This is a genomic window from Sulfitobacter litoralis (assembly GCF_900103185.1).
GTDB classification, from domain to species: domain Bacteria; phylum Pseudomonadota; class Alphaproteobacteria; order Rhodobacterales; family Rhodobacteraceae; genus Sulfitobacter; species Sulfitobacter litoralis.
Genome location: NZ_FNJD01000001.1, coordinates 328,916 through 352,736, shown reverse-complemented (window position 1 = coordinate 352,736; position 23,821 = coordinate 328,916). Strand labels below are relative to the sequence as shown.

Sequence of the window (23,821 nt, the reverse complement as noted above, 5' to 3'; positions counted from 1 at the left end):
CGCAGACAATTCGCGTCGATAATGGCCCAGAATATATCAGTGGTAAGCTGATGGAGTGGGCAGAGAAACGCAATGTTCGACTGGAATACATCCAGCCGGGCAAGCCACAACAGAATGCCTACATTGAGCGCTATAACCGCACCGTTCGCGGCGAATGGCTCGGGCAATACATCTTCGAAACCATTGAGGAGGCACAAGACCAAGCAACTGAATGGCTCTGGACTTACAACAACGAGCGACCCAACATGGGTATCGGCGGCATGACACCCGCCATGAAACTGAAAACAGCCGCCTGAATTCTACGGTTGGACCCCATTAAAAATGGGGGGATTACCCATCTTTGCCCTTTACCAAATACACAGAAAAAAATCGTCCAAGTCGAGTAACATATCCAATTTCCTCCGAACCGTCTTTGTTGATCCGGTAGCGAAGCTTGTTGATGGAAAACGATCGGCCGATGATGGAAATTTTCGTATCGCGATCCTTTAATATGAGAGTTGCATCTTTCGCTGCGAGCTTTCGCAGTACATGACGCATGGCATCCACTTCATAATCTCGAACTTCCGCGACCAGCTGTCGAACAGTAATAGCTTCCAAACCACCCTTCGCACGCTCTTCGTTCAGTTTCTTCATTATCCGGCGAGTAAACAGCGCACCAAGCACCAGTGCGATTGCGCCCACTCCCATCAGAGTCCAGCCTACAGTGGTGAGCCCGAGGAAAGTTGCAGCTGGGGCAATGCCCATCCAAGATGCAACGCTGCCAAGTCCAACAGCTGTAAGAGCCGTCCCAAGTCCCGCCGCCGCCGATGCGCCAAAGCCTGCGAGAACGCCAGACGCGGCAGCAATTCCGGCGGTGGAGACCAATCCTATACTTGTAAACAATGTAGTGTTCCCGAGTATTAGTGCACCAACCCATGTGGTTGAAAGTGTCCCCGCTAAATAACCGGAACCCGCATAAGCAATCCAAGCGCCAGAGGAATGAAGAACAGGAATGGCAAGCAGCGGCAAAGGCATGGGGTAATCACCTGGAAATAAAATTGAATTGTAGGTTAGGCGCACTCGCCTGCGCTTTCAAGTTTCCGCGGGGATACGAGCAAAGAAGCGTTTGGTGAGCTGCGAGAAAGTTGTACCGATGGGCTTATTTTGTTGAAAAACTCTTCCTTGATCGCGGCCTGAACTGCTGATTCAATTCCTCTATTCGGGGGGTAGCTCAAATGGCCATGCACCGCTTAAGCTAGCTTGCACGATATGATCCCAAAAGGGCTCTCAAAGCATCTCAGCGGCAGGGAAAACTGGCTTCCCAATGAGTTTTTGAGTCTCGCTCATGCTCAGTTCGTTGATGAGATTTCTTCTGAAATTACAGGGCTCGAGTTTCGCATGCGTGCAGTTAGGCGGTAGGGATACGCTTGGGGCTCATGTCATGAACGTAGGATCGAGCACTGATCCGGAGCGAACCCCTTGATTAGGAGAGCTGGCGCACAACCACCCGACCGGTTCGGGGCACTTCGATCCTGAAATGCTTCGCCTGTGTCACAGCCATGAAGCAACTCGCGCCTAATTGGGAATTCGTGTTAGACAACGTCATGGGCGGTGTATCGAGCGGTTGCATCGCAGAAGAAATCGTTGGCGGCCGAAACGCCATAGTTCTTCGTGGTACAGTTTCGCTCGAGAACAACGGTGGCTTTATCCAGATGGCATTTGACCTTCACGAAGGTGGTACGGATGTCGACGTAAGCGCCTGGGACGGCATCGAGATTGACGCATACGGCGATGGCGGCACCTACGATGTTCGGCTTCGCACGGCGCAACTAAGCAGACCCTGGCAATCTTTTCGCGCCGATTTTGTAAGCGAGCCACACTGGCAAAAGGTCAAAATTCCTTTTTCTTCACTGGTATCGCATCGGGTGGACGCAGCTTTCGACCCAACTTGCCTTAGACGCATCGGGGTACTGGCGATAGGACGCGAACGAGATGCCTGTATCGCGGTATCCAATTTCGGATTTTACTCGGCGAACTAAGCAAATTTCCTGCATGCCACCCGGCAGAGCTGAACATAGCACCTCAGCTCGCCAAATTGCACGTCAGGTTTATTGAGCTCCTGGCGAGATACTGGCGCGACCTCTTATCGATATTGCCGTGTATGTCGGCATCATGCCCGAAGCGTACGGTCAGATTTAGACCTCTACTTCACAAGAAAAACCCAGCCGTTTGGACCGGTTGGCCTCCCCTATCGCACTACCGGTAGATCCTCCATTCGCGTGGTATAGCGCGGGCTTCGATGATCTGCGCGCAATCGCCACGCCTGCTTCTTACCTTCGCTGGCCAGAACCATCGTCTTCTTCCCAAACCGATCATTCACGTCATCCAGAGCCTTCATCAGCGCCGGTGATTTTGGACGCGCTTGGTCAAAGAGCGTCTGAGGACGATCTTCGAACCGAACCAGGTCATTCAGCATGATACCAGCCTTGGTGAAGCCATAGCTTTCAGCATCCGACTTTGGCCATCCGGCTTCTGCGCAGCGCCGTGCGGCTTCAACGAGATCGAAGGTATCTGACGACATCGGCGTCATGCGGGTTGTTCTGGATGCTGCATACTGAGGACGGTCTGGCCGGTGCTTGTTGGTGTGAAAGAACACAGTCAGCGTACCAGCTACCAAGCCGTGCTGGCGTAGCTTTTCAGCGCCCCGGGATGCGTGCGCGGTGATCGCTTGGAACAGCGTGTCGAAGTCTGTCATCGGAGTGCCTGCTGATCGTGTTACAGCCATACCTTTGCGCTGTGGCTCTACGTCCTCAAAGGCGAGACAGGCCTCACCCTGTAGCTCCAATACGATCCTCTCCAGCACCACAGTACCAACAGCCCGTGCTTGCCGAATTGGCAGATCACGAAGATCAGCTGCCGTGTGTACACCCAGAGCCCTCAGCTTGTCGGTGGTCTTTCGACCAACGCCCCAGATGTCTCCGACTGGCACACGCGGCAGCAGCCAGCGCGCAAGGCTCTCGTCCATCATATCCAAAACCCCAGCAAAGATGGGGTTCTTCTTGGCGATATCGTTCGCACATTTCGCAAGCGTCTTGGTGGGCGCGATGCCAATACGTACTGGCACCCCTACTCTCCTTAGGACCGCTGAACGCAGCGCCATGGCATGTGCAGTGCGGTCCTTGAATCCGACGAAGTCGAGGAAGCATTCATCGATGGAATAGATCTCGACGTTTGGCGTGAAGTCTTCGTAGACCTCAACCACCCGACGAGAGATATCGCCATAGAGCGTGTAGTTCGAGCTGAACACCCGTATGCCATGTGCATCAACCTTTTCGCGGATGTGATGCAGCGGAGTGCCCATCTTGATCCCCAAGGCCTTGGCCTCATCGCTGCGCGCTATGGCGCAGCCGTCGTTGTTGGATAGTACGATTACGGGGACGTTCTTTAGCGTTGGATCAAATATCCTCTCAGCGCTCACATAAAAGTTGGCACTGTCGCTGATGGCAACAGGCCGCTTCATGCCAAGTCGTAACGCCGGACAACACCAGCGATGACGCCCCAGATTTCGCTATCTTCCGTCAGTTCGACGTCGGGGAACTGCTCTTGGCTATTCGCGGGCGCGAGATAGTATCTGTCGCCACGCTTACGCAGGATCTTTGCTGTGACAGCACCATCTACCACGGCCAGCACTGCTCTCCCGATGCGACGCTTGCCAGCGCGGTCTACAGCGATGATGTCACCATCACGTATCCCAGCGTCCCACAGGCAGTCCCCTTCTACGCGCCACCAGAATGTCGATGCAGGATGGCGCACGACCCATGCCATAGGGTCAATCTCATCTTCGAGATCGTCTCCAGCTGGCGAAGGAAAACCGGCGCTGACTGGTGTGCTGACAATTCGAACAGATTGCGAAGGCATGTAGACGGGTTCATCAACGGGGTAAACTGGCATGGGAATTCTAACTGTTCGATGTTTGTTCTCAATCTGCGATTCACCTATCCGATGTCAAGTTCGGGTCGTTCACATCGCGAATCTTTCGTGCAATCGCAAAATAATGCGGGACCGCATTCGGTAAGCATGGCTCGAAGCCGACGGTCTTTGCGCCCGTGCAAGAACTCGGAGTTTAGGAATTCAACACTTCCCGTGTTCGGCCACAGTAGACTCGCGCTAAACCATACTATCAATAGTGTTAATCTCCGTGCGGCCGTTAGCTGTATTGGTGCACTTGATGATGGCAATCCCGCCCAAAACGACCTTAGTGCGCGCGCGCCTTGAACACTGTTCAAACTCCATAGCGGCCTCCTTCTTTTGGCCACGGTCGCAAGTTAAATCCGCTTCATTGTATTGATGAATTAGGAGTAAACGATGCGATTTTTCTGCGTATTCATGCTTGCCCTCAGCCTGTTCACAGTTGGCCAACTGCGCGCATTAGGTGCGGCTGAGATCGAACTGGCCCCTGGGCTTAGAGATGGTCACAAAGCGATCATTATCCGCGGTCCAATCGAGGAAGGCGACGATGATCGCTTCTTTGTGCTTGCAGAACAGGCACCGCGCGCAACCGTCTTTCTCGAGTCTCCTGGTGGCCTGGTCACAACCGGTCTTTCGATCGGTGCCGAAATCGCCATCCGCGGCTACACGACCTTGGTTCTGGATGGTGCCGGCTGCCATTCGATCTGCGCGATCATGTGGGTGGCAGGGAAGCGACGTTACATGTCATCCGCGGCAAAGGTCAGCGTTCATGCCGCCTACCGTATGCGCAATGAAGCCACCGGCGCGCCTGGAGCATCTGAATCCGGTGTCGCAAATGCCCAGATCGGCGCTTTCCTTAATGAGATTGGACTTAGTTATGAGGCAATACGGTATTTTACCTTTGCCGGGCCCAGCGACGATCTTCTGGAAATCACACCAGATATCGCGCAAGCCTTAAGCATAGATGTGGCTATCCAGTACGCCGATAGGGTCACCCCTATCTCTGCGCGCCCGACGCCACGGCGCATAACCCGACAAGTTGCCCAATATGCAGCTCTCGTGACCCATTGCGCAAGCTTACTCGGGGTGGATGAGGGCCTCCTGAAAGAGCAGTCGCGACTTGTTCTTCGCTAAGGCCATGATCTCTTCGGCCCTGAAACCTTCGTGTCATTGCTGGGTGAATTTGCTGCAACAACCAAAGCCGACCTTAGCCAGCAAGGGACAGTCAGATGGTGCCTGTCCGCCGAAAGAGATCTACGCCAGGACGGGTTGACTACGGGTGTTGATGGGCCAAGCTATAACTGCGCCAAATCCTCTACGCGCACCGAGTTTGCCATCTGTGCTTCGCCAGACCTATGGGTATTGGACCGGGCTGTTGCGAGCCTATACAACTATTCCCGAAACAATGCGGGCGCACTGCAGGCACAGGAGCTTCTCTCCTCCCAGCGGTCCTGGCTTGCAAGACGTAACCGTTGTTCAGATGATCAAAGATGTATCGCCCAGAGATACACATCGCTGATAATAGAGTTCGGTTACTGAATCACTTCTCGAGGCAACTCAGGCGCGCCTTTAAGATCATCATCACCGCCATCGTCATCGTCATCGCCGCGAAGGCAAAATTCCTACATCTTGTCCTTTCAATGACCCAGATCGGGCTCACATAAGCCACCTCATTGATATTAGTGTTTAGCGTTGGCTTTTCGCTGACGACTGTCGCAAGCTCAGTTGTGCAGATAGAACACCAATTCGCTGCATCTGGGCCAATGGCGGCTTTCAAGAAAGTTAGCCGATAAGAAAGGGGCGTTTACACCGATGACAGAAACTTATGAGTTTTAGCACTCCTGGCATTATTCGCCTCGTACAGCAGCGATCAGCCTCCGGAACTCAATGTCATGGGTGTCTCTCTTCCAAAAATTTATGAAGCGCGCCACTACCTGTAGATTTCCGGCGTCGTAATGGCCGTTGCTGTCAATAAGATCCAAAGAGGGTCTCAACTGGGCGTCGGGCCCTTCAAATTGCAAGATGAGACCTGTGACTGCGCAACGATTGCCAGTTTCATCCAGCAATTCGTTTAGATGAGCAATGAGTGCCTCTTTCGAAAGCCGGAGATCCTTGTTCTTGACGGTTCTCTCAACGGTCTGGCCGTACGACTGCTTTGCAGTTTGTTCGGCTTGGTCCGCCATCCTCCAAACTTCCTTGAAGCGCGCATCCTTGATTTCGCCGTTGTTTTGGCGCTCTAATTTACTAACCCACCAGAGAGCATCCAACGTCCACAGATCAACACCAAGCTCTTTAGTTAGGTCAATAAGCGTTGAATTGATAACCTCATATTTCTTCCCGGAAGATGACCCATGCGGAAAAGTGGGCCAGATTCCGCGATCACGCATTTCCGGCTCACTGGTTCCATTCCAAACGCCATAACGATCAGGATATGCAAGCAACAACATCGGCGAGAGAGTGGCCGCACCGACACCATGAACCATCGACAGTGCCGTGTCGAACCTATCCGAAAGCGGCTGATCTTCATCGACAAGAATGGATACAGCGGTACGCAGGTTGTCCATATCATTTGCTGCGGGGCGGCCAAGGCGTTCCAATCCCGACCAATGGTGATTATGCTGAATACTCAGGAAATCAAGATAGTCTTGCTCCGTGAGGCTGGATGGGCTGCGGAAGAGCGGCCCGAAACGGTTAACAACCTCGTCGCGTTTAGCGACAGAGTGGTGAATGTCAGGAAGACTAAGGGCTTTTTTCAGGTTAAAGGTCATGGCCAAATTCGTATACAAACGCAGGTTCCGAGCCAAGCGCCATAAGTCGCCTCGAGCTCGCCAAAATCTCCCTGACTAAACCCCTGTGTTAAATGCGGTCGTCATTATCAATTATCGACAGATCACCTTGGCTACACCAAAGGAGCGTCCGAACGACGCTGGCAATTGGGCATCGTTTCCGGTCATAGATGCCCCCATATCGAAAAGAACTGAGAGTTGGGGCGGCGCAACCACAGGGGCCTCTGCTGGGCCTTGGTAACCATGAAACTGGTGTCAATCGCAGAGTTAAAAGGGGCCTGATTGTCATGTTCACGCAGGAGCGTAGGCAGGCGCAAGGTCTTGAGGTGATGAGCCAGTACCAGCTCTGGTGCATCTCTCATGCCTTCCCTCCCGCCAGCTGGCTCATATAGGATGCCGCCGTCGTTTAGGCGATGTTGGATCTGGGTATGAACGGACAAAAAATCTCCTTGCTACCGCGCTTTTGTACACGCACATAGTCTTCGACAATCGTGTATCCGCCATCATATCGGCATTCATCGCGCAACCGTTCAAAGATGCACTTGGCTGGATCGCGCTGCTTGCGCGGGCGAGTTTTATTCTCGGTCAACCATTGGTCAATCTAACCTGTGTCAGGATCAAGCTTGGGCCGCTTGATCGGCGCAGTACGTCAATAGCCGGGCGGTTTTGAATGCGCCAGCAACTTAGAGACACTGTCCCGGCTGCCCCGCCCACCCCCAAAAAAACCGAGCAATCTGACACTCACTCAAACCTACTTCAAAGTGAGCGCGCCGAACCTTCAGATACAAATCCACGGTGAATATCCCCAAGCCCTACCGAAATTCGAAAGGGAAAAAATGGCCGACTTTTACGTCGCTCGGACAACACAATGCCGGCGCTACCGCGGCTGAGTATTGCCCCGCCGTTCACACTATGGAGGGTCCGCTGCTAAAGCATTCGTATGATCACATGATTGTGCAGAGCAGCCTACCGACGAGCGACGCCTGAAAGTTGTGCGTAGCAGAAATGGGAGCAAAATGTGTAGCAAATCAGGCCTCTTGCGACCAAGATTCGGCAATACCCACTTGTTTCATTGACATCTTCGACATCTGTTCGGGAGTTTAGTGGTGCCCAGGAGAGGACTCGAACCTCCACACCGTTGCCAGTACTAGCACCTGAAGCTAGCGCGTCTACCATTCCGCCACCTGGGCACAGGGGGGTTGTGAGGGAGCGTTTATTGCTGTCGGGCGGGGGTGTCAATTGGATTCTAGTAACAAAACGAAGTGAAGATAAAATAATTAGCAGGGGGCGCGATTTGCTGCGCTAGATCGGCTTTGGGCGGCACTTTGGGGCGGAATTGCTGCTTGTTCCTCAAGGGGGGGGGATGTATCTGTAGCCTAGATTTTCTGGTCAGGGGTATCATCATGGCAAAGCTGGTCACGGTTTACGGCGGTTCCGGGTTTGTGGGGCGGTATATTGTCCGCCGCATGGCATTGGCGGGATGGCGTGTTCGCGTTGCGGTGCGCCGCCCGAACGAAGCGTTGTTCGTGCGTACCTATGGCACCGTTGGGCAGGTCGAACCGGTCTTTTGCAACATCCGCGATGATGCATCTGTGCGCGATGCGTTGCGGGGCGCTGATGCGGTGGTGAACTGCGTTGGGATTCTGGCCGAGGCTGGCAAGAACACCTTTGACGCGATTCAGGCTGACGGTGCTGAGCGTATTGCGCGCCTGTCTGCTGCCGAAGGGGTGCAACGCTTGGTTCAGATCTCTGCCATCGGTGCGAATGCCGAGGCCGATAGCGACTATGCCCAGACCAAGGCGATGGGAGAGGCCGGCGTGCTGAAATACATGCCCGATGCTGTTATTCTGCGCCCCTCGATCGTGTTCGGGCCCGAGGATGACTTCTTTAACCGTTTTGCCGGTATGACACGGATCAGCCCTGCAATCCCTGCGGTGGGTGCGGACACATTGTTCCAGCCGGTTTATGTCGATGACGTCGCCCATGCGGCAGAGCTGGCGGTGACGGGCAAGGCCCCAGCGGGTATCTACGAATTGGGCGGACCCGAGGTCGAGAGCTTTCGCGGCCTGATGCAGCGTATGCTGGGCGTGGTGAACCGCCGTCGGATGGTCATCGCATTGCCGACGTTCGTGGCGCGGATGATCGCCTTTGGCTTGGATGTGCTGCAGTCGGTCACATTCGGTTTGATCAAGAACAACACGTTGACCCGCGATCAGATCAAGAATCTGGCGAATGATAACGTCGTAGGCGAGGGCATGCGGGGCTTTGACGCTCTGGGGATCACCCCTGCGTCTATGGGATCGGTGCTGCCCGAGTATCTTTGGCGTTTCCGTCCGTCGGGTCAGTATGACGAGATCAAGAAATCCGCAAAAAACTTGCGGACCTGAGCCAGTAGCATTCGGAATACAGAAAGGCCCTGTCGGCAACGGCGGGGCCTTTTCTTTAGCTGTAGGCATACACCAGCAACGCGGCCCCCAGTAGAATGCGGTAGATCACATAAGGGGTGAAATTCACGCTCCGCAGCAGGCGCATCATCAAGACCAAGGCGCCAAGGGCTGCGACAAAGGCGAAGGCGGCGGCGATGGATGCGTCACGGGCAAGCTGCGCGTCGGCCTCTCCGATCACGTCCAGTGACAAAAGTGCACCCGAGGCGAGGATCGTGGGGATCGACATCAGCATCGACAGCGTCGCGGCGCTGGCGCGGTCATAGCCCAGTTTGCGTGCCGCGGTGATCGTGATGCCCGACCGCGAGGTGCCGGGGATCAGGGCAATAGCCTGCGCCAGCCCCATCCAGACGGCACCTCTCATGTTCCAGTCTTCGGTGTTGCGGTCACTGCGGCCTGTGTGGTCGGCCCAATACAGTACAATCCCGAACAGCAGCATCGTCCAGCCGATCACCGCAACAGAGCGGAGCATCTCGTCGATTCCCAGCAGCTTGATCACCAGCCCGACCACCAGAACCGGAATCGTTGCAATGATCAAAAGCGCCGCAAGCCGCGCGCCGGGGGTGTCCATCTTGCCGCGTAGCAAGCGGCCAAGTCCTATCGTGGCCTCTGCGACTTCGGTGCGAAAATATAGAACCACCGCAAGAAGCGTGCCGACATGCACCGCCACATCAATGGCAAGCCCCTGATCGGGTCCGCCGGTGAGCGTGGGCAGCAAAATCAGATGACCCGAGGACGAGACGGGCAAGAACTCTGTCAGCCCCTGAATGATTGCGACGAGCAGTAATTGAAACAGGGTCATGAAGGGGCCGGCCTTTGAAGCGTTCTGGGTGCCATAGGGCTACAACTTTGGGGGGATAGAAGGGAAGTGGGTTGTTAAGTCCGAATCGGACATAAAACGGCGCTATATTCGCCTAATAAATGCGTTCGAATGAAAATAATATGTATATAGGTCAGTAGTGCTGCCTTTATATCTTTCAAGAGCCTGTGTATGAGGGGGCAGCAACGTGTTTCATGCGGAGAGATCCAAGATGGCAAAGCAGCCAATGCTCAAGTTTACAACGGTTTCCCGGGATATGCCCGAAAAACGGATGCCGAATCTTCGTCGTGAAGACTTTAAAGAGATTTATGCGGAATACGCGGATGAGAAAGCGCAGGAGCAATCCAGCCGCTGTAGCCAGTGTGGCGTTCCCTATTGCCAGACCCATTGCCCGCTGCACAATAACATCCCCGACTGGCTGCGCCTGACCGCCGAAGGGCGCCTGAAGGAAGCCTACGAGATCAGCCAGGCCACCAACACCTTCCCTGAAATCTGCGGCCGCATCTGCCCGCAGGACCGTCTGTGCGAAGGCAACTGTGTGATCGAACAATCCGGCCACGGCACTGTGACCATCGGCTCGGTTGAGAAATATATCACCGATACCGCGTGGGAAAATGGCTGGGTACAGGCGATCAAACCCAAGACCGAACGTGCCGAATCCGTCGGTATCATCGGCGCAGGGCCTGGCGGTCTGGCCGCTGCGGACGTGCTGCGCCGCGCGGGTGTGCAGGTTACGATCTATGACCGCTATGACCGTGCGGGTGGTTTGCTGACTTACGGCATCCCCGGTTTCAAGCTGGAAAAAGATGTGGTCATGCGCCGCAACGACCAGCTGGCCGAAGGTGGCGCTAACTTTGAACTGAACTGCGATGTGGGTGTCGACATTAGCTTTGCCGATATCCGCGCCAAGCATGACGCCGTGATCATCGCGACGGGCGTTTATAAAACCCGTGACATTCAGGCCCCCGGCGTTGGCGGTGTGGGTCTGGAACGCGCGATTGATTTCCTGACCATTAGCAACCGCAAAAGCTTTGGTGACGCGGTCGAGGAATTCGACTCCGGTCGGTTTAACGCGCAGGGCAAAAAGGTTGTCGTCATTGGCGGCGGTGATACCGCGATGGACTGTGTGCGGACCTCGATCCGTCAGGGGGCCACGTCGGTGAAATGTCTGTACCGCCGTGACCGCGCCAACATGCCCGGTTCGCAACGCGAAGTGCAAAACGCCGAAGAAGAAGGCGTGGTATTCGAATGGCTATCCGCGCCCAAAGGGTTCGTCGGCGATCCGGTCACCGGTGTGATGGTGCAAAAGATGCGTCTTGGCGCGCCCGATGTCTCTGGCCGTCAGGCCCCCGAGGTGATCGAGGGTGCTGATTACGTCGAAGAGGCCGATCTGGTGATCATGGCGCTTGGCTTTGAACCCGAAGACCTGCCCAAACTGTGGAACACGCCAGAGCTGCCGGTGAACCGCTGGGGCACGATCAAGGCCGACTATATCACCGGCGCGACCGATCTGGATGGTGTCTATGCCGTGGGTGACATCGTGCGCGGCGCGTCACTGGTGGTCTGGGCCATCAAGGACGGGCGCGATTGTGCGCAGGCGATTCTTGAAAAGATGGGGGCCAGCGTGGCCATCGCCGCCGAATAAACGCCCCTTTCAGTTGATATTTCGCGCCTCAGGCGCGCCCGATTTAGGAGATTCCAAATGACCAAGTATGATGACGCCTGGGTAGCACGCGAAGAAGCAAAACGCGCTTTCATGGCAGAAAACGGTCTGTATTCCGAAGAAGAAGAGCATTCATCCTGCGGTGTCGGCCTTGTCGTGAACATCGATGGCTCCAGCAGCCGTGCGGTTGTTGAAAACGGCATCAAGGCGCTCAAGGCGATCTGGCACCGCGGGGCTGTTGATGCGGACGGTAAAACCGGCGACGGCGCAGGCATTCACGTGCAGATCCCCGTCAACTTTTTCTATGATCAGGTGCGCCGCACGGGTCACAGCCCCCGCGAAGGCGAATTGATCGCCGTCGGTCAGGTCTTTTTGCCGCGCACCAACTTTGCCGCGCAGGAAACCTGCCGGACCATCGTTGAAACCGAAGTGCTGCGCATGGGCTACTATATCTACGGCTGGCGCCACGTGCCTGTGGATACGTCGGTCTTGGGCGACAAGGCCAATGCGACCCGCCCCGAGATCGAACAGATCCTGATTTCGAACGCCAAGGGCGTGGACGAGGAAACATTCGAGCGCGAGCTTTATGTCATCCGTCGTCGCATCGAGAAAGCCGCGCTGGCCGCTCAGGTGCCGACCCTCTACATCGCGTCGATGTCCTGCCGGTCGATCATCTACAAGGGCATGATGCTGGCGCAGGATGTTGCCAACTTCTACCCCGACCTGATGGACGAACGCTTTGAGTCCGCCTTTGCGATCTATCACCAGCGTTATTCCACCAACACCTTCCCACAATGGTGGTTGGCGCAGCCTTTCCGCATGCTGGCCCATAACGGCGAGATCAACACGCTCAAGGGCAACATCAATTGGATGAAAAGCCACGAGATCCGCATGGCGTCGGGCACGTTTGGCGAAATGGCCGAAGACATCAAACCGATCGTTGCTGCCGGGTCGTCCGACTCTGCCGCGCTGGATGCGGTGTTCGAGGTGCTGGTGCGCGCGGGTCGTTCAGCCCCGATGGCGAAAACCATGCTGGTGCCTGAAAGCTGGTCCAAGCAGGCGGTCGAGCTGCCGCAGGCATGGCGCGACATGTATTCCTATTGCAACTCGGTGATGGAGCCTTGGGATGGACCCGCAGCGCTGGCCATGACCGATGGCCGCTGGGTTTGCGCCGGCCTAGACCGCAACGGTCTGCGCCCGATGCGTTTCGTCGTCACCGCTGACGGCATGCTGATCGCCGGCTCCGAAGCGGGCATGGTGCCGCAGGACGAGGCGAATGTCGTACGCAAAGGCGCGCTTGGCCCCGGTCAGCTGCTGGCGGTCGATATCGAAGAAGGCAAAATGTTCGGCGATACCGAAATCAAGGACAAGCTCGCCGCGTCGCGCCCCTTTGGTGAATGGGTCGGCAAGATCAACGAGCTGGACAAAGCGCTTGGCGATGTCGAGGAAAAGGCGCTGTTTTCGGGCGACGAACTGCGCCGCCGTCAGGTGGCAGCAGGCTACACCATCGAAGACCTTGAACAAATCCTCGCCCCGATGGCCGAAGATGCGAAAGAACCCTTGGCTTCTATGGGCGACGACACGCCGTCGGCAGTTCTGTCGAACCAGTACCGCCCGCTCAGCCACTTCTTCCGCCAGAACTTTAGCCAAGTGACTAACCCGCCCATCGATAGCTTGCGCGAATTCCGCGTCATGAGCCTGAAAACGCGGTTCGGGAACCTCAAAAACGTTCTGGACGAATCCAGCGCGCAGACAGAAATTCTTGTGCTCGACAGCCCGTTTCTTGCGAACGCGCAGTTTGATCAGTTGATGACCGAATTCAACGCGAACTCTGTCACCATCGACTGTACCTTCGAGCCAGGCGGCAACAACCTGAGCGAAAACCTGCGCCGGATCCGGGACGAGGCCGAAGACGCCGTGCGCTCCGGTGCTGGTCACATCGTGCTGACCGACCAGTTCAGCGATGCGACCCGCGTGGCGATGCCGATGATCCTTGCGACATCTGCCGTGCACAGCCAGCTGACCCGCAAGGGCCTGCGGACATTTACCTCGCTCAACGTGCGCTCGGCCGAATGTGTGGACCCGCATTACTTTGCCGTGCTGATCGGCTGTGGTGCCACCGTGGTGAACGCCTACCTTGCCGAAGATTCACTGGCGGATCGTATCGGGCGTGGTCTGCTGGACATGAACCTGACGACCGCGATGGCCCGCTACCGCGAGGCGATTGATCAGGGCCTGCTGAAAATCATGGCGAAGATGGGCATCAGCGTCATGTCCTCCTACCGTGGCGGCTTGAACTTCGAAGCCGTAGGGCTGAGCCGCGCGATGTGCGCGGAATACTTCCCCGGCATGACCAGCCGTATCAGCGGGATCGGTGTGACCGGTATCCAACGCAAGGCCGAAGCGGTCCACGACCGTGGTTGGCAGGGTGATGGCGTCGTCATGCCCATCGGCGGCTTCTACAAGGCGCGCAAATCCGGCGAGACCCACGCATGGGAAGCATCGTCGATGCACATGCTGCAAATGGCCTGCAACAAAGCGTCCTACCAGATGTGGAAGCAGTATAGCGCCAAGATGCAAAGCAATCCGCCGATCCATCTGCGCGACCTGCTGGACATCAAGCCGCTGGGGGCCCCAGTGCCTATCGAAGAGGTCGAATCCATCACCTCTATCCGTAAGCGTTTCGTGACGCCGGGCATGTCCCTTGGCGCGCTGTCGCCCGAGGCACATAAGACCCTGAACGTCGCGATGAACCGCATCGGGGCCAAGTCCGATTCTGGCGAGGGTGGCGAAGATCCGGCGCACTTCGTGCCCGAGGCGAACGGCGACAACCCCTCGGCCAAGATCAAGCAGGTGGCGTCGGGCCGTTTCGGTGTGACTGCCGAATACCTGAACCAGTGTGAAGAGCTTGAAATCAAGGTCGCTCAAGGGGCCAAGCCCGGCGAGGGTGGTCAGCTTCCGGGCATGAAGGTCACCGACCTGATCGCCCGTCTGCGCCATTCGACCAAGGGCGTGACCCTGATCTCGCCCCCGCCGCACCACGATATCTATTCCATCGAAGACCTTGCGCAGCTGATCTATGACCTCAAGCAGATCAACCCGCGCTGTAAGGTGACCGTGAAGCTGGTGGCGTCCTCGGGCGTTGGCACGATTGCGGCCGGTGTGGCGAAAGCCAAGGCGGATATCATTCTGATCTCGGGCCACAATGGCGGCACGGGCGCATCGCCTGCGACCTCGATCAAATATGCGGGTCTGCCGTGGGAGATGGGCCTGACCGAAGCGCATCAGGTTCTGGCGATGAACAACCTGCGTGACCGCGTGACCCTGCGGACCGACGGCGGCTTGCGCACCGGGCGTGACATCGTGATGGCCGCGATGATGGGAGCCGAGGAATACGGCATCGGCACTGCCGCGCTGATCGCGATGGGTTGTATCATGGTGCGTCAGTGCCAGTCGAACACCTGCCCCGTCGGCGTCTGCACCCAAGACGAAGCGCTGCGTGGCAAGTTCACCGGCAACGCGGATAAGGTCGTGAACCTGATCACCTTCTACGCCACCGAAGTGCGCGAATTGCTCGCCTCTATCGGGGCGCGTAGCCTGGATGACGTGATTGGCCGTGCCGATCTGCTGGCACAGGTCAGCCGTGGCTCTGCGCATCTTGACGATCTGGATCTCAACCCGCTGCTGATCACCGTCGATGGCGCGGCAGAGATTGTCTATGACCGCAACAAGCCACGCAACGCTGTGCTGGACACGCTGGACTCTGAAATCGTGCGCGACGCCGCGCGCTTCCTTGAGGATGGTGAGAAGATGCAGCTGAGCTATGCGGTGCAGAACACGCACCGTACCGTGGGCACCCGCGTCTCGAGCCACATCATCCGCAACTTCGGCATGAACAACCAGCTGCAGCCCGATCACCTGACGGTCAAGCTGACCGGTTCGGCGGGGCAGTCGCTGGGGGCCTTCGCGGCACCGGGGCTCAAGCTTGAAGTGTCGGGCGATGCGAACGACTATGTTGGTAAGGGCCTGTCGGGCGGTACCATCGTCGTGCGTCCATCGATGGCAAGCACCATCGTCGCCTCTGACAACACGATCATCGGCAACACTGTGCTGTATGGCGCGACCAAGGGCTTTTTGTTTGCAGCAGGCCGTGCCGGTGAACGTTTCGGGGTGCGGAACTCGGGCGCGCATGTCGTGATCGAAGGCTGCGGCAGCAACGGGTGCGAATACATGACCGGCGGTGTGGCCGTGATCTTGGGCGAGATTGGCGCAAACTTTGGCGCGGGGATGACGGGCGGTATGGCCTATCTGTACAACCCTGATGGCAAGGTCGAAAAAATGCTGAACCGTGAAACACTGGTGACCTGCCCGGTCACGGTAGAGCATTGGGAAAACCAGCTGAAGGGTCTGATCGAGCGGCACTTGCAGGAAACCAGCAGCCGCAAGGCCGAAGACATCCTGCAGCATTGGGACATCGAAAAGGATAACTTTGTCCAGATTTGCCCCAAAGAGATGTTGGTCCATCTGCCCGCCCCGCTGAGCGTCGAAGAGCACGCAATACCGGCGGAGTAAGCAAAACGGATAGATCGGGCGCGGGGGAAACCTCGCGCCCGATTTCTTTTGTACATCGCCCACGCTTTACCGGGGCTCCAAGCGGCCTATAGTTACGGGATGATCAAAACAGTTTCCTCTCGCGTCCGGCTGATGGCGCTTTTGCTGGTGGGGCTCGCGCTTGCGGCCTGTACCGATGCCGCGCCCAAGGGCGGCGGTGATATTCTGGTGATTGGCGATTCCGTGATGGCGTGGAACGGATCAAGCGATCAGGCGATCCCCGATGCGATGGCGATAGCCCTTGGCCGTAATGTGATCAGCAAGGCCGTCCCGGGGGCGCAGTTCAGCAATGACAGCACGCTTTTGTCTGCTGTGGGGTTCGACATTCAGGACCAATACCCCGGCGGGCGCTGGAACTGGATTGTGGTGAACGGCGGGGCCAATGATCTGGGGTTCAACGATTGCAAATGCGGGGCTTGCACGCCGGTGGTCGACACGCTGATCGGTGCGGATGCGGCCAGCGGAGAGGTTCCGGCCTTTCTGTCGCGTTTGCGCAGCAGCGGTGCGCAGGTAATGTGGATGGGATATTATGCTGGAAACGGCAAAGGGTCATTCGAAGGCTGCCGCGATGATCTGGTGCTGCTGGAGCGCCGCATCGCGCGGTTTGCTGCACAGACGCCGGGGGTGACGTTTCTTGATTCCGAAATGGTGATCGACCGCAACGATCCCAGCCTTTTTGCCAGCGACAACACCCACCCGTCGCCCAAGGCATCGGCGTTGATCGGAGCCTATCTGGCAAAAGGAATTTCCGCCCGCAGTGCCCGTTCACAATAAGCGCGTTGCGCGATATAGCTGATGACTATGGCAAAACGCGCATCTTCGAAATCCAAAAGCAAGACCAAGGCCAAGCCGCCGTCACCCGCGGCGCAGCTGCGGTCATTGAAGCGGCGCGTCGTCAGGGGCACGTTCAAGCTGGTGCTAACCGTGCTTGGCCTGTTGGTCGCAATGGTGCTGCTGTTTGCGGTGCTCAACCCGCCAACCACGCCCTATATGTTTAGCGAAGGCCGCAGGTTGGGGGGCGTCGATCAGCAATGGGTCGCCCTGGAAGAAGTTGCCCCTGTCATGGCACGGTCTGTGGTGGCGGCAGAAGACGCGAATTTCTGCAATCATTGGGGCTTTGATCTGGCTGCGATCAAGCGCGCTATTGCAGAAGGGTCGAACCGTGGCGCCTCTACTCTCTCGCAGCAGACGGTCAAGAATGTCTATCTGTGGCACGGGCGCACCTGGCTGCGCAAAGCGCTTGAGGCCGGCATCACACCGCTGGTCGAAACCGTCTGGACCAAACGACGGATCATCGAGGTCTATCTGAACGTCGCCGAGTTTGACGAAGGCATCTTTGGTATCGATGCAGCAGCGCAGCATTATTTCGGAGTGATTCCCGCCAAGCTGACGGCGACACAAGCCGCACGGCTGGCCGCGATCCTGCCCTCGCCCAAAACCCGCTCTGCTACACGCCCGTCGGCGTCGGTGCGCAAGCGCAGTGCCCAAATCCGTGATGGTGCGGCGACAATCAGCAAGGACGGGCGGGCAGCCTGTTTCGAGAGTTGAAAAACCCAACCAAGACGGGCATGAGGATGAAACCCTTGTTTGTTAGTACCGGAACCCCTTTATGGCCCGCCTGTTTCACGTCCCGCTGTCGCCGTTCTGCCGCAAAGTCCGGCTGAGCCTCGCCGAGAAGAAGATCGAGGTAGAACGCGTCGAAGAGCGGTATTGGGAGCAAGACCCAGATTTCATGCGTCGCAATCCGGCGGGCAAGGTGCCCGTCTTACAACTTGATGGTATCATCATGTCCGAAAGCGCTGCGATCTGTGAATACATCGAAGAAACCCGCCCCGAACCGTCGCTGATGCCCAGTGATCCGATTCAGCGGCTCGAAGTCCGCCGTCTGGTCAGCTGGTTCGATGACAAGTTCCACGACGAAGTCACCTCAAAGCTGCTGTACGAACGGGTGAATAAAAAGGTGATGAAGCAGGGGTTTCCTGACAGCCGCAACGTCAAGGACGGGGCCAAGGCGATCAAATACCACATCGATTATATGGCGTGGCTGCTGGACCACCGGCGCTGGCTGGCGGGTGACGTGATGACGCTGGCCGATTTTGCAGCGGCGGCACATCTGTCCTCGCTTGATTATATTTCGGATGTGGACTGGAACCGGTCGGACGTGGTCAAGGACTGGTACGCCAAGATCAAATCCCGCCCGGCCTTCCGGTCGTTGCTGGCCGATCAGGTGCCGGGCTTCCCACCGCCGAAGCATTACAATGACCTTGATTTCTGATCCACGCCGTGCCGGATGTCTGTGACGCCGGCGGTTGATACGGACGCCCTGCGGGGCCGGTTGGTGGCGCAGGCGCTGGACGAGGGCTTTGTCTCGTGCCGTATCTGCCGACCCGATGCAGTGCCCGAGGTGCCCGAACGGCTGCAGGCCTTTGTCGAGGCAGGGTACCACGGGCAGATGTCATGGATGGCCGACCGCATGGCTTGGCGGGGCAACCCCGCAGCGCTTTGGCCCGAAGCGCGGTCGGTGATCATGCTGGCCGAAAGCTACACCCCCGAATACGACCCGACCGAGGTGCTGAACCACCCCGACAAGGCGGGCGTGTCGGTCTATGCGCAGGGGCGCGACTACCACGATATCGTAAAGAAACGGCTCAAGCGGGTGGCGCGCTGGCTGGTGGCGCAAGAACCGTGCGAGGTGAAAGTCTTTGTCGATACAGCCCCCGTGCCGGAAAAGGCGTTGGGACAGGCGGCGGGGCTGGGCTGGCAGGGCAAGCACACGAATCTGCTTAGCCGCGACTGGGGGAACTGGGCCTTTCTTGGCGCGATCTTCACCACATTGGATTTCACCCCCGACACGGCAGAGGTGGATCACTGCGGGTCGTGCCGGTCATGCCTCACGGCGTGCCCCACCAATGCGTTCCCCGCGCCCTATCAACTGGATGCGCGGCGCTGCATTTCCTATCTAACGATTGAGCACAACGGGCCGGTCGACCTTGAGCTGCGCAGCAAGATGGGCAACCGCATTTACGGCTGTGACGATTGCCTTGCCGCCTGCCCGTGGAACAAGTTCGCCGTCGCGGCGAGCGATCTGCGCTATCACGGCGGTGTCGGTGCCCCTGATCTGGCAGAGCTGGCGACGCTGGATGATGCCGCGTTCCGGCTGCGGTTCAGTGGGTCGCCGATCAAGCGGATCGGGCGCAACCGGTTCATGCGCAACGTGCTTTACGCCATCGGCAACTCCGGTCAGGCGCGGCTGGTCCCTGTGGCACAGGGTCTGCTGGACGATCCTGACGCCACAGTTGTTGATGCTGCACAATGGGCTGTGGCGCGTCTTGGCGAAAACCACGGCTAGACAGGGCTGGACCGCTGCGCGGGAACAGGTAAACCCTAGGAAAACGGTGCAAGGATAATTGAATGGCGCTTTTGCTTGGGGTGGATACGGGCGGCACCTATACGGATGCGGTACTGATCCGGGATGAAACCACGGTGATCGCTTCGGCCAAGGCGCTGACCACCCGCGGCGATCTGGCCATCGGTGTGGGGCAAGCCGTGCGCCACGTGTTGGAGGCTGCTGATGTTTCAGCGGGTCAGGTGGCGATGGCGTCGCTGTCCACCACGCTGGCAACTAATGCATTGGTCGAAGGGCAGGGCGGGCGCGTGGCGCTGATCTATGTCGGTTTCAAAGAACGTGACCTTCAGGCGCACGGACTGGCAGAGGCGCTGAACGGTGACCCCTATCTGATCTTGGGCGGCGGACATGACCACGCAGGCGCAGAGCTTTCCCCGCTGGATGAAGACGCGCTGGTCGCGTTTCTGACCGCGCAAAAATCGCAGGTCAGCGGGTTCGCGGTCGCCAGCCAGTTTGCCACGCGCAACCCTATTCACGAACAGCGGGTTGCTGCGTTGGTGGCGCAGGTGACGGGCCGGCCTGTGTCGGCCTCACATCAACTGTCGGCCAAGCTCAACGGGCCGAAACGGGCGCTAACGGCGGTGCTGAATGCGCGGCTCATCGGGATGATAGACAGGTTGATTGGCCGCGCCGAGGATGTGCTGACTGACATCGGTGTGACGGCCCCGTTGATGGTTGTGCGCGGCGATGGGGCGCTGATCTCTGCGGCACAAGCGCGTGCGCGACCGATTGAAACGATCCTCAGCGGGCCTGCGGCCTCGATTGTCGGCGCGCGGTGGATGACCGGCGCGGCACATGCGTTGGTCAGTGATATTGGCGGCACCACCACGGATGTAGCCCTGTTACGCGATGGCCGGCCCGCGATCGACCCCGCAGGGGCTCGCGTCGGCAGCTACCGCACGATGGTAGAGGCCGTTGCCATGCGTACCACCGGTCTGGGGGGCGACAGCGAGGTGCATTTCCTGACCGAAGGCTTGCAGGGCGGCGTGACGCTGGGGCCCAAGCGTATCTTGCCCATTGCGCTCATCGCGGCGGAGGCACCCGAGGTCGTCCATACCGCGCTTGATGCGCAGCTGCGCAGCACCACCCCCGGCGAATATGACGGGCGCTTTGTGAGTGCCGTGGCAGGTCAACCGCGCGAAGGCATCTCGGCGCGTGAACAAACGCTGCTGGACCGTATCGGTGACGGGCTGCGCCCGATGGCGGATATCGTGCGCGCGCGGATCGAAACCGGTGCTCTTAAACGGCTGGTCGAACGCGGGCTGGTCCAGCTTGCTGGCGTCACCCCTTCGGATGCGAGCCATGCGCTGGGCCGCGTGGATGCGTGGGACGCAAAGGCCGCACAAAAGGCGCTGCGGCTGTTCGGGCGGCGGCGTACAGGGGCGGGGCAGATGTTGGCACCTGATCCTGCCGTTATGGCGCAGATGATCGTGGACCAATTGACCGAACAGACCAGCCTGGCGTTGCTAGAGGCGGCGCTTGCCGAAGAAGACCCTGCCTTTGATGCAGAACCCGAAACGCTGGCACGCCATGAGCTGTTGCAGCGCGGGTTGCGCGGTCACGCGGGGCTTGTGCGGATCGAGGCGGCGTTGAACGTGCCGGTAATCGGGCTGGGGGCCTCTGCCGCGGCCTATTATCCGGCGGTGGGGGAACGGCTGGGCACGCAGATGATCCTGCCTGAACACGCCGCGGTGGCCAATGCCATCGGCGCTGTCGTCGGGCGGGTGACCATGCGGGAAAGCGGCACGGTGACGTCCCCGGCAGAGGGGCGGTTCAGAGTGTACCTGACCGACGGGCCGCAGGATTTCACCGATCAGACACAGGCGCTTAACACGCTTGAAAACACGCTGCGGGAAAAGGCAGAGACAGCGGCACGAGCAGCCGGCGTGATCGACATGCAAACCGAAACGCAGCGCGAAATCCGCTATGCCGAAGTCGAAAGCCGCAAGGTCTTTATCGAAGCGGTGCTCACGGTTGAAGCGACGGGCCGACCGAGGGTCGCATTGGTCTAGACACCCCTCAAAGAAAACGGCGCAAACCCTATGGGGCTGCGCCGTTTTGCGTTTATTCTGCTGCCGCGTGTTTGGGCAGGACCCAATCGGGGCGCGGGAAGTGGCAGGTATAACCGTTTGGAATACGCTCCAGATAATCTTGATGCTCGGGCTCTGCTTCCCAGAAATCGCTGACGGGTTCTACCTCTGTCACGACTTTGCCTGGCCAGATGCCCGATGCCTCTACATCGGCAATCGTGTCCAGCGCCGTGGCTTTCTGGTCTTCGTCGACATAGTAGATCGCCGAACGATAGCTCAGCCCGCGGTCATTGCCCTGACGGTTCAGCGTTGTCGGGTCGTGGATCTGGAAAAACAGCTCCAGCAGATCACGATAGCTGATCACGTCGTCGTTAAACATCACCTCGATCGCCTCGGCGTGGGTGCCGTGGTCGCGGTAGGTGGCATTGGGTACATCGCCGCCCGAATAGCCCACGCGGGTCGATAGAACCCCCTCGCGTTTGCGGATCAGGTCCTGCATGCCCCAAAAGCATCCTCCGGCCAGTACTGCGCGTTGTTCGCTCATGCTACATCCTCCACTTGGTTGATATAATCGCCATAGCCTGCGTCTTGCATGTCGTCACGACGAATAAAGCGGAGCGAGGCCGAATTGATGCAATAGCGCAGTCCGCCACGGTCTGCGGGACCGTCGGGGAAGACGTGACCCAGATGGCTGTCGCCATGGGCGCTGCGCACTTCGGTGCGAACCATCCCCAGCGATGCGTCGCGCAATTCACTGACATGGGCCGGTTCGATGGGTTTGGTAAAGCTCGGCCAGCCGCAGCCGGATTCGTATTTGTCAGAGGACGCGAACAGCGGCTCGCCAGAGACGATGTCTACGTAGATGCCTGGCTCTTTGTTATCGAGCAGTTTGCCCGTGCCGGGACGTTCGGTGCCGTCCTGCTGGGTGACACGGAATTCTTCGGGGGACAGAGCGTTAATGGCGGCGTCGGTCTTTTCATAGGTCGGCATGCGAGGCTCCTTTGCGGTTTGATACATTAAATGGGGCCTGCGCGGGTTTTTCAAAGGGGTAATGCAGCGGCGCACCGATCTGTGACCGCCCGCCTGTCGCCCAACCCCTTGGCTTGCAGGTCAGGCGCGGCGCTGCCGCGAGACCTGAACTGCAAGAATACCCAAGGCAATCACGGCGACGCCGATGATATCCTGAACCCCCAGCGGTTCGCCCAGCAACAGCCAAGCAATCGCCACCCCGAAAAACGGGTTGAGGAAATGGAAGGTCGCGGCGCGGGTGGCTCCGATACGGTTGACCAGCCAGAACCAGACCACCGTCGCCAGCAGCCCCGGCACCAGACAGGTATAAAGGAACGCCAGCGCCAGCGGCCAGCTTGGGCTGATGTGCGGCGTCTCGAACAGCAAGGTCGCAATCGACAGCGCCACGCAGCCGACAAGCATCTGCAAGCCCACCACCATCAGGAAGTTCCCGCCAGAGGTCGCACCGCGCACCAGCAGGGTCGCCGCAGATAGCGCGACCACACCGACGCCGCATAGCAGCAGCCCCGTCAGATCGACGCCACCGCTGATCCGTGCCCCCATAATGATGGCCACCCCGATCACACCGGCGATCAGCCCTGCAATGCCCAACGGCTTGAGCTTTTCCCCCAGAAACAGCCATGTTGCCAGACCGACGAGAAGCGGCATGGTCGAGGCGATGATCGCCGCCAGTGACGCCTGTACGGTCTGCATCGCGACAAAGTTCATCCCCAGATAGACCGCGTTTTGCAGCACGCCGAAAATGATCGTTGCCCGCCATTGCGCGCGCGTCAGCCGCCACGTCTGCCCAAGCGCCAGCGCGACCCCCACGCCGATCAGGCCAGAGATCAGATACCGCGCCGACAAAGCCATCAAGGGGGACGCATCCGCGACGATAATCCGCGCCGACGTAAAGGCAGAGGACCACATTACGGCGAAGGCCAGCCCCATGAGAATTGCACGTATATCCATGAGGGGGCCTTTCAGGTTTTCCAGTGGGCGGAGACTTCCGTAGTTGCCCGACAGGAGCAAGCGCATTCGGCGCAACACAGACCTGCGCCAAACGCAAAGGGCCGCCCGTGGGCGACCCTTTGTCAGAACAGAC

Annotated in this window: 20 protein-coding genes and 1 tRNA gene; 11 read left to right on the top strand and 10 right to left on the bottom strand. The window is 58.3% G+C overall.

Annotated elements, in window-relative coordinates; genetic code table 11:
• A partial coding sequence (locus BLQ98_RS01785) for an integrase core domain-containing protein (protein WP_141135297.1) occupies nucleotides 1-296 on the top strand: 296 nt, incomplete at its 5' end.
• 34 nt (nucleotides 297-330) lie between these two features.
• Here BLQ98_RS01785 and BLQ98_RS01780 read toward each other — a convergent pair.
• A complete protein-coding gene (locus BLQ98_RS01780) occupies nucleotides 331-1,014 on the bottom strand; it encodes a hypothetical protein (RefSeq protein WP_141135296.1) in 684 nt (227 codons plus the stop codon).
• 524 nt (nucleotides 1,015-1,538) lie between these two features.
• On the opposite strand from BLQ98_RS01780, the gene BLQ98_RS01775 reads away from it, so the two are divergent.
• Entirely contained in the window at nucleotides 1,539-2,018 is a 480-nt protein-coding gene (locus tag BLQ98_RS01775; protein WP_093731629.1) for a CIA30 family protein, read from the top strand.
• Between the two features lie 209 nt (nucleotides 2,019-2,227).
• On the opposite strand, the gene BLQ98_RS01770 is transcribed toward BLQ98_RS01775, so the two are convergent.
• A complete protein-coding gene (locus BLQ98_RS01770) occupies nucleotides 2,228-3,499 on the bottom strand; it encodes a Y-family DNA polymerase (RefSeq protein ID WP_093731628.1) in 1,272 nt (423 codons plus the stop codon).
• On the bottom strand, nucleotides 3,496-3,930 hold the full coding sequence (locus BLQ98_RS01765; protein WP_093731627.1) for a LexA family protein: 435 nt from the start codon (nucleotides 3,928-3,930) through the stop codon (nucleotides 3,496-3,498). The genes BLQ98_RS01770 and BLQ98_RS01765 overlap by 4 nt, the downstream gene beginning before the upstream one ends.
• A 414-nt stretch (nucleotides 3,931-4,344) precedes the next feature.
• Here BLQ98_RS01765 and BLQ98_RS01760 point away from each other — a divergent pair, with 414 nt between their 5' ends.
• Entirely contained in the window at nucleotides 4,345-5,082 is a 738-nt protein-coding gene (locus tag BLQ98_RS01760) for a hypothetical protein (protein WP_093731626.1), read from the top strand.
• 713 nt (nucleotides 5,083-5,795) lie between these two features.
• Here BLQ98_RS01760 and BLQ98_RS01755 read toward each other — a convergent pair.
• From BLQ98_RS01755 to BLQ98_RS01745, 3 genes are all read right to left on the bottom strand, one after another.
• The gene (locus BLQ98_RS01755) at nucleotides 5,796-6,716 is read right to left on the bottom strand and encodes a hypothetical protein (protein ID WP_093731625.1); all 921 of its coding nucleotides are present in this window, start codon (nucleotides 6,714-6,716) and stop codon (nucleotides 5,796-5,798) included.
• Between the two features lie 424 nt (nucleotides 6,717-7,140).
• Nucleotides 7,141-7,323 (bottom strand): hypothetical protein, encoded by a 183-nt coding sequence (locus BLQ98_RS18360; RefSeq protein ID WP_208596003.1) that lies wholly within the window; start codon nucleotides 7,321-7,323, stop codon nucleotides 7,141-7,143.
• A gap of 515 nt (nucleotides 7,324-7,838) precedes the next feature.
• Nucleotides 7,839-7,924 (bottom strand) — tRNA-Leu (locus tag BLQ98_RS01745).
• Nucleotides 7,925-8,137: 213 nt separating this feature from the next.
• On the opposite strand from BLQ98_RS01745, the gene BLQ98_RS01740 reads away from it, so the two are divergent.
• The gene (locus tag BLQ98_RS01740) at nucleotides 8,138-9,121 is read left to right on the top strand and encodes a complex I NDUFA9 subunit family protein (RefSeq protein ID WP_093731623.1); all 984 of its coding nucleotides are present in this window, start codon (nucleotides 8,138-8,140) and stop codon (nucleotides 9,119-9,121) included.
• 55 nt (nucleotides 9,122-9,176) lie between these two features.
• On the opposite strand, the gene BLQ98_RS01735 is transcribed toward BLQ98_RS01740, so the two are convergent.
• Nucleotides 9,177-9,980 carry an undecaprenyl-diphosphate phosphatase gene (locus BLQ98_RS01735; protein WP_093731622.1) on the bottom strand — a complete coding sequence of 268 codons (804 nt, stop codon included), beginning with the start codon at nucleotides 9,978-9,980 and terminating at the stop codon, nucleotides 9,177-9,179.
• Nucleotides 9,981-10,209: 229 nt separating this feature from the next.
• Between BLQ98_RS01735 and BLQ98_RS01730 the strand changes: the two genes are divergently transcribed.
• The 7 genes from BLQ98_RS01730 (at nucleotide 10,210) to BLQ98_RS01700 (ending at nucleotide 21,690) form a co-directional block, all read left to right on the top strand.
• Nucleotides 10,210-11,643, top strand: a complete 1,434-nt coding sequence (locus tag BLQ98_RS01730) for an NAD(P)-dependent oxidoreductase (protein ID WP_093731621.1) — start codon at nucleotides 10,210-10,212, stop codon at nucleotides 11,641-11,643.
• A gap of 57 nt (nucleotides 11,644-11,700) precedes the next feature.
• On the top strand, nucleotides 11,701-16,233 hold the full coding sequence (gene gltB / locus BLQ98_RS01725) for a glutamate synthase large subunit (protein WP_093731620.1): 4,533 nt from the start codon (nucleotides 11,701-11,703) through the stop codon (nucleotides 16,231-16,233).
• Between the two features lie 99 nt (nucleotides 16,234-16,332).
• Nucleotides 16,333-17,046 carry an SGNH/GDSL hydrolase family protein gene (locus BLQ98_RS01720; RefSeq protein ID WP_093731619.1) on the top strand — a complete coding sequence of 238 codons (714 nt, stop codon included), beginning with the start codon at nucleotides 16,333-16,335 and terminating at the stop codon, nucleotides 17,044-17,046.
• A 27-nt stretch (nucleotides 17,047-17,073) separates the two neighbouring features.
• Entirely contained in the window at nucleotides 17,074-17,820 is a 747-nt protein-coding gene (gene mtgA / locus BLQ98_RS01715) for a monofunctional biosynthetic peptidoglycan transglycosylase (RefSeq protein WP_093731618.1), read from the top strand.
• Between the two features lie 61 nt (nucleotides 17,821-17,881).
• Nucleotides 17,882-18,547, top strand: a complete 666-nt coding sequence (gene fzlA / locus BLQ98_RS01710; RefSeq protein WP_093731617.1) for an FtsZ-binding protein FzlA — start codon at nucleotides 17,882-17,884, stop codon at nucleotides 18,545-18,547.
• A gap of 15 nt (nucleotides 18,548-18,562) precedes the next feature.
• On the top strand, nucleotides 18,563-19,621 hold the full coding sequence (gene queG / locus BLQ98_RS01705) for a tRNA epoxyqueuosine(34) reductase QueG (protein WP_093731616.1): 1,059 nt from the start codon (nucleotides 18,563-18,565) through the stop codon (nucleotides 19,619-19,621).
• Between the two features lie 62 nt (nucleotides 19,622-19,683).
• Nucleotides 19,684-21,690, top strand: coding sequence for a hydantoinase/oxoprolinase N-terminal domain-containing protein (locus BLQ98_RS01700; RefSeq protein ID WP_093731615.1), 2,007 nt, complete (start codon nucleotides 19,684-19,686; stop codon nucleotides 21,688-21,690).
• A 52-nt stretch (nucleotides 21,691-21,742) separates the two neighbouring features.
• On the opposite strand, the gene msrA is transcribed toward BLQ98_RS01700, so the two are convergent.
• The 3 genes from msrA to BLQ98_RS01685 form a co-directional block, all read right to left on the bottom strand.
• The gene (gene msrA, locus BLQ98_RS01695) at nucleotides 21,743-22,252 is read right to left on the bottom strand and encodes a peptide-methionine (S)-S-oxide reductase MsrA (protein WP_093731614.1); all 510 of its coding nucleotides are present in this window, start codon (nucleotides 22,250-22,252) and stop codon (nucleotides 21,743-21,745) included.
• Entirely contained in the window at nucleotides 22,249-22,698 is a 450-nt protein-coding gene (gene msrB / locus BLQ98_RS01690) for a peptide-methionine (R)-S-oxide reductase MsrB (protein WP_093731613.1), read from the bottom strand. Before msrB ends, msrA begins: the two co-directional genes overlap by 4 nt.
• Before the next feature lie 120 nt (nucleotides 22,699-22,818).
• On the bottom strand, nucleotides 22,819-23,688 hold the full coding sequence (locus tag BLQ98_RS01685) for a DMT family transporter (protein WP_037954066.1): 870 nt from the start codon (nucleotides 23,686-23,688) through the stop codon (nucleotides 22,819-22,821).
• Nucleotides 23,689-23,821: the final 133 nt, after the last annotated feature.